At 38.9% G+C, this 5,655-nt stretch carries 5 protein-coding genes, 1 rRNA gene and 1 other annotated feature; of the genes, 4 read left to right on the top strand and 2 right to left on the bottom strand.

Features of this window, described 5'->3' with window-relative positions; all coding sequences use genetic code 11:
• Positions 1 to 120 precede the first annotated feature (120 nt).
• The gene (locus tag ACFSBH_RS12745) at positions 121 to 543 is read left to right on the top strand and encodes a DUF1801 domain-containing protein (RefSeq protein WP_251512979.1); all 423 of its coding nucleotides are present in this window, start codon (positions 121 to 123) and stop codon (positions 541 to 543) included.
• 46 nt (positions 544 to 589) lie between these two features.
• On the opposite strand, the gene mnmM is transcribed toward ACFSBH_RS12745, so the two are convergent.
• Positions 590 to 1,156, bottom strand: coding sequence for a tRNA 5-(aminomethyl)-2-thiouridylate-methyltransferase MnmM (gene mnmM, locus ACFSBH_RS12740; RefSeq protein ID WP_251512977.1), 567 nt, complete (start codon positions 1,154 to 1,156; stop codon positions 590 to 592).
• 94 nt (positions 1,157 to 1,250) lie between these two features.
• Positions 1,251 to 1,463 (top strand) — a binding site (T-box leader).
• A gap of 66 nt (positions 1,464 to 1,529) precedes the next feature.
• On the opposite strand from mnmM, the gene leuS reads away from it, so the two are divergent.
• Positions 1,530 to 3,944: a leucine--tRNA ligase gene (leuS, locus tag ACFSBH_RS12735; protein WP_251512975.1), complete on the top strand. Its 2,415-nt coding sequence runs from the start codon at positions 1,530 to 1,532 to the stop codon at positions 3,942 to 3,944.
• A gap of 113 nt (positions 3,945 to 4,057) precedes the next feature.
• Here leuS and ACFSBH_RS12730 read toward each other — a convergent pair whose 3' ends face one another.
• Complete coding sequence (locus tag ACFSBH_RS12730; protein WP_251512973.1) at positions 4,058 to 4,369, bottom strand: rhodanese-like domain-containing protein; 312 nt, start codon at positions 4,367 to 4,369, stop codon at positions 4,058 to 4,060.
• A 120-nt stretch (positions 4,370 to 4,489) separates the two neighbouring features.
• On the opposite strand from ACFSBH_RS12730, the gene ACFSBH_RS12725 reads away from it, so the two are divergent.
• Positions 4,490 to 5,254, top strand: a complete 765-nt coding sequence (locus tag ACFSBH_RS12725; RefSeq protein ID WP_251512970.1) for a hypothetical protein — start codon at positions 4,490 to 4,492, stop codon at positions 5,252 to 5,254.
• Positions 5,255 to 5,563: 309 nt separating this feature from the next.
• A 16S ribosomal RNA gene (locus tag ACFSBH_RS12720) occupies positions 5,564 to 5,655 on the top strand; the annotation flags it as partial.

Raw genomic sequence — 5,655 nt, 5'->3', positions numbered from 1 at the left:
TAAACGTTTTTGCCCACGCAAAAACACCTCCGAATTAGTATTGGTTTGATTATACCATTTCGAAGGTGTTTTTTATTGTCTCATTTTATTGTGTTAGTCTATAATAGGGGGTAGGTTTTAATGTACGAGTTGAAGACCAAAGAAAATGATCGGGACGTTATTGAATTTATTGAATCCGTAGAGCACCCAAAGCGTCGCGAGGATGCATATCGTTTCTTGGATATATTCACACAGGTGACAGGTAAACAAGCAAAAATGTGGGGCCCAAGTATAATTGGTTTCGGTTCCTATCATTATAAGTATGATTCTGGTCATGAAGGCGATGCTCCGGTAGTTGCCTTTTCTCCAAGGAAGGCAAGACATAGCTTATACATCGTTATGGATGATGAGAAGCCGCAGGAGCTGCTGGAGAAATTTGGTAAGTTTAAAATGGGTAAGGCTTGTATTTATGTGAATAAGATCGAAGACATAGATACGAATGTATTGGAAAAAATTATTAAAGATACTGTTCAGACTGTAAAAGAAAGATATGATGTTTCTTAAGATTTATATAGCAGGCCAATCGTAAATGATTGGCCTGCTATATCATTTAATCGGTTAGCTTTTCGATTGCGAGCAAAAATGGCGGATTGTTCTTTTGGTTGATAAATTGATACTGAAGAACATGGTACTTTTTTTGATCAAGCTGAGTAACATATTGCAAGAGAGCGTCTTTTTCTTCTTTACCACCTTTATGACCATGGTAGACAACGAGAACAAGAAGTCCTTCATGCCTTAATTTAGTCAGTATTTTCTCGACTGCAGGTATCGTTGATTTGCTTTCGGTGATAATTGTTTTATCACTTCGTGGCAAATATCCTAAATTGAAGATTGCAGCACCGATCTGTTCGGACTCTCCCAAGAATCGATCGACGTATTCGTGACTTTCTTGGATGAGTGTAACGTGATTGATTCCGGCTTCATTTAGTCTTTTTTTCGTCGTATGAATCGCCTGTTCTTGAATATCAAATGCGAGTACTTTCCCGTCCTTGCCGACTAGTTCCGCCAAGTATAGAGTGTCGTTTCCGTTTCCGCAAGTTGCGTCGATTGTAATTTCGCCTGGTTTCAATGTTTGCTCAAGCAAATAATGGGCATAATGTAAGATGTTCTTTAACATATCTGATTCTTCCTTTCTGAGATTAAGGATAGAACATTTGGCTTATCTTGACAATAATCTTGTAATTCATTATAATTCGATATAATTATTACGATAAAAAACGATGAATAGGAATAGTAGTAAATACAGACGTATATAGAGAGGCAGCGGGTGGTGGAAGCTGCTTATGTCGTGTTTATGAACTCACCTATAAGTTGCGGGAGTGAATGGAGTAACTTCTGCCGTAAATCTTGCGTTAAAGATGAAAGTGAGCTCAAATGAGCTAATTCGGGTGGTACCGCGGGAAACAAAGCTTCTCGTCCCTTTTATAGGGATGAGTGGCTTTTTTTATTATTTTGTAATGTAAAGGGTTTTTATGAAGGAGGGTCACAGCATGAGTTATAAGCATGCGGAAGTAGAAAAGAAATGGCAAAAATTCTGGGAAGAAAATAAAACGTTTAAAACAGAGACGTATTCGGATAAAAAGAAGTTCTATGCATTGGATATGTTCCCTTATCCGTCTGGTTCAGGTCTGCACGTAGGACATCCGGAGGGATATACCGCAACGGACATCATTTCCCGAATGAAACGGATGCAAGGCTATGAAGTACTACACCCAATGGGATGGGATGCTTTTGGTCTTCCGGCGGAACAATATGCGCTTGATACTGGAAACAGTCCCGCTGAGTTTACGGAAAAAAACATCGCAACATTCAAACGTCAAATTAAAGAGCTAGGTTTTTCTTATGATTGGGATCGTGAAATCAACACGACTGATCCGAATTACTATAAATGGACACAGTGGATTTTTGTGAAATTATATGAGAAAGGTCTAGCATACATCGACGAGGTGCCGGTGAACTGGTGTCCAGCACTTGGTACAGTACTCGCCAATGAAGAAGTGATTGATGGAAAAAGTGAGCGTGGCGGACATCCAGTTATCCGTAAACCTATGAAACAGTGGATGTTGAAAATTACTGCTTATGCAGATCGTCTACTGGAGGATTTAGATGATTTGGATTGGCCGGAAAGTCTAAAAGAAATGCAACGCAACTGGATTGGCCGTTCGGAAGGTGCCGAAGTGACGTTTACCATAGACGGTCATGATAAAGAATTCACGGTATTTACAACTAGACCAGATACTTTATTTGGTGCGACATATGCAGTGCTTGCTCCAGAGCATCCATTTGTAGCTGAAATAACAACTTCTGAACAAAAACAAGCAGTTGATACGTATCTAGATGAGGTTCAGAAAAAGTCCGATTTAGAAAGAACAGATTTGGCAAAAGATAAAACTGGAGTTTTCACTGGTGCATATGCAATTAATCCTGTAAATAATGAAAGAATTCCGATTTGGGTAGCGGATTATGTACTCATGTCTTATGGAACCGGTGCGATCATGGCTGTTCCGGCTCATGATGAACGGGACTATGAATTCGCAACGAAGTTCGACCTGCCGATCATAGAAGTGGTCAGTGGAGGAGATATCTCTAAAGAAGCTTATGTTGGTGATGGCCCACACGTCAACTCCGATTTCCTTAATGGTTTAGGGAAAGATGAAGCAATCACTAAAATGATCGACTGGCTTGTGGAAAACGGCAAAGGTGAAAAGAAAATCACGTATCGTCTCCGTGACTGGTTGTTTGCAAGACAACGTTACTGGGGAGAGCCTATCCCAATTATCCATTGGGAAGATGGAAGTATGACTGCTGTTCCTGAAGAAGAACTTCCATTAGAGTTGCCTGTTATTGATGAAATCAAACCTTCCGGTACAGGTGAGTCCCCGCTTGCCAATGCGGAAGATTGGGTGAATGTCGTTGATCCTGAAACCGGGATGAAAGGACGTAGAGAAACAAATACGATGCCACAGTGGGCAGGAAGTTCTTGGTATTTCTTACGGTACATTGATCCGCATAATACAGAACAACTTGCAGATCCAAAGGCATTAGAAGAATGGATGCCGGTTGATTTATATATTGGTGGAGCTGAACACGCAGTTCTTCACTTGTTGTATGCAAGATTCTGGCATAAGTTCTTATATGATCTAGGTGTAGTGCCAACTAAAGAACCGTTCCAAAAGCTATATAACCAAGGCATGATACTGGGTGAAGGTAATGAGAAAATGAGTAAGTCGAAAGGGAATGTCGTTAACCCAGATGATATTGTACATTCTCATGGTGCGGATACGTTACGTCTATATGAAATGTTCATGGGACCACTTGATGCATCTGTTGCCTGGTCAACTACAGGACTTGATGGAGCCCGCCGTTTCTTGGACAGAGTTTGGCGATTATTTGTAAATGAAGATGGAAGTTTATCAGAAAAAATAGTGGACGAAGATAACGAGAAGCTGGATAAGGTTTATCACGAAACGGTTAAGAAAGTAACAATAGATTATGAAAATCTCCATTTCAACACGGGAATATCCCAACTGATGGTGTTTATCAATGAAGCTTATAAAGTGGATCGTATCCCTAAGAAATACGCTGAAGGATTCGTCAAGATGCTTTATCCGATTGCACCGCACTTAGGTGAAGAGCTTTGGGAGAAGTTAAATAATGATAATACAATTACCTATGAACCTTGGCCGGAGCATGATGAATCCAAATTAATTGAAGACGAAATCGAAGTAGTCTTGCAAGTGATGGGTAAAGTTCGATCCAAAGTAAATGTTCCTCGGGGAATTTCAAAAGATGAGTTGGAAACTATAGCACTTAAAGATGAAGTAATTCAAGAATGGATAGAAGGAAAGACAGTAAGGAAAGTCATTGTCGTTCCGGATAAGCTCGTTAATATTGTTGCAAATTAAACGCCCCACGGACGTGGTATACTCGTTTGATTATCTACACACAGAAAATTTAATAATATCTAGTAAAAAAAGCTTTTCTTCCCCTTTAAACAGGGGGAGAAAGCTTTTATTTTTTACTTAATAATAACTTCGCCATTCCAATCTAACATCCCGCCTACCATATTGGAAACATGGAATCCTTTCTCTTCCATATATAGTGCAGCGTTTAAACTTCTTGCTCCAGAACGGCATACTAAGATATACTCTTTTGTTTTATCAAGCGACTCTGCTTTTTCTGGGATTTGATTCAAAGGGATATGAAGAGCACCCTCAATCATACCTTGCGCAACTTCTTCATCTTCCCTCACATCGATAAGGATAACATCTGATTCTTTATGTAACATTTCTTCTACTTCATCAGTAGTGACTTCTTTAATATGGGCCATATATATTTTCCTTCCTATAGTTAGATTTATTTCATCTAACATTTTACGTTTTTGATGTATAGCTTGCAACTAAGACACACATCCTATCAATGACAGTTTACAGGGAAAAGGGGAGTGAGGATGAAGACTATATTTCTTCTATTGACAGTACCATTTTTGTTTTTCCATGCATATGATGTGGAGGCTAGTGAAACTGAGCCTATTCTTCTTAATGATTTTGAAGAGGATGTCACTGGTGACGGTCAATTAGATAAAGTTGAATTATATGGAGTCCTGTTTAGTCCTGAAACAGTATATTATAGAGATATTTTTTCTGTCATCCGTTCTGGTGAAAAAGAATGGAGAATTAATTATCAAGGTGGTTACGATCCGGTTATCCAGTTTTTTGATTTAAATCATGATGGTATTAGTGATATATTCTATCAAAGCCCTACAGGTGGAAGTGGGGGACTGTATACAACACGTCTTGATTCGTTGGCTAACGATGAATTAACAAACATGCCCTTACCTGAACAGGTTTATGTAAAAGGATATTTTAAAGATGGTTTTCAAGCGGTAATAGAGATTGCACCTAATACAAAACCTATCGTGTTAAATGTAGAGGATAGGAAAGACGACTATATTCGACTTGGTATTTTTGATGAACATGGTAAATTGCTGAAAAGAACTGAGCTTATGGTTGATCCTATAGCTTTCTATGAACCGTTTGAGATAAGCGAGCAACAAGGGTTTGGATTGAAAAGCTATAAACAAGTTAGCGGGGCTTATCATGCTGATGGTTTAGGTGTGATTGAAACGCTTTGGTATTATGAAGATGGTAGATGGACTGCCTTACACACGGAATGGAAAGAAGCGAGAGAATATGACGCTAGTAAATTCTATTAAAAAAGATGTATAATCCTGCGAAAATATGAGTTTTTTATGTTGACACTTTATAAGGCTAATGCTATACTGTAAATCCAAGGTTAATTCTTTGCAAACATATTTTAATAAATATCTATTAAAAAAGATGTTGACAAAGAGAGACCTTATGTGATACATTTATAAAGTTGCTTCTGCGGAGGCAAATATTTGCTCTTTGAAAACTGAACAAAACAACCAGTATGTCAAGCAAGGTCACGTGAGTGGCCAAGCATAAACTTAACAAGAAAACCCCGTTTTCTTGTTAAACAAAAGCTAAGTTTTTCAAACACTTTTATGGAGAGTTTGATCTTGGCTCAGGACGAACGCTGGCGGCGTGCCTAATACATGCAAGTCGAGCGCGGGAAGCAGACTGATCCCTTCGG

It is taken from the genome of Oceanobacillus luteolus (genome assembly GCF_042678205.1).
GTDB classification, from domain to species: Bacteria; Bacillota; Bacilli; order Bacillales; family Amphibacillaceae; genus Oceanobacillus; species Oceanobacillus luteolus.
Note: the sequence above shows the minus strand (reverse complement) of the source record. Positions and strands in the feature narration are given on the sequence as shown.

What these genes read in the sequence shown, in the direction of transcription:
- leuS (WP_251512975.1), top strand. Translation starts at nt 1,530, where the DNA reads ATGAGTTATAAGCATGCGGAAGTAGAAAAGAAATGGCAAAAATTCTGG.
- mnmM (WP_251512977.1), bottom strand. Translation starts at nt 1,156, where the DNA reads ATGTTAAAGAACATCTTACATTATGCCCATTATTTGCTTGAGCAAACA.
- ACFSBH_RS12745 (WP_251512979.1), top strand. Translation starts at nt 121, where the DNA reads ATGTACGAGTTGAAGACCAAAGAAAATGATCGGGACGTTATTGAATTT.
- ACFSBH_RS12730 (WP_251512973.1), bottom strand. Translation starts at nt 4,369, where the DNA reads ATGGCCCATATTAAAGAAGTCACTACTGATGAAGTAGAAGAAATGTTA.
- ACFSBH_RS12725 (WP_251512970.1), top strand. Translation starts at nt 4,490, where the DNA reads ATGAAGACTATATTTCTTCTATTGACAGTACCATTTTTGTTTTTCCAT.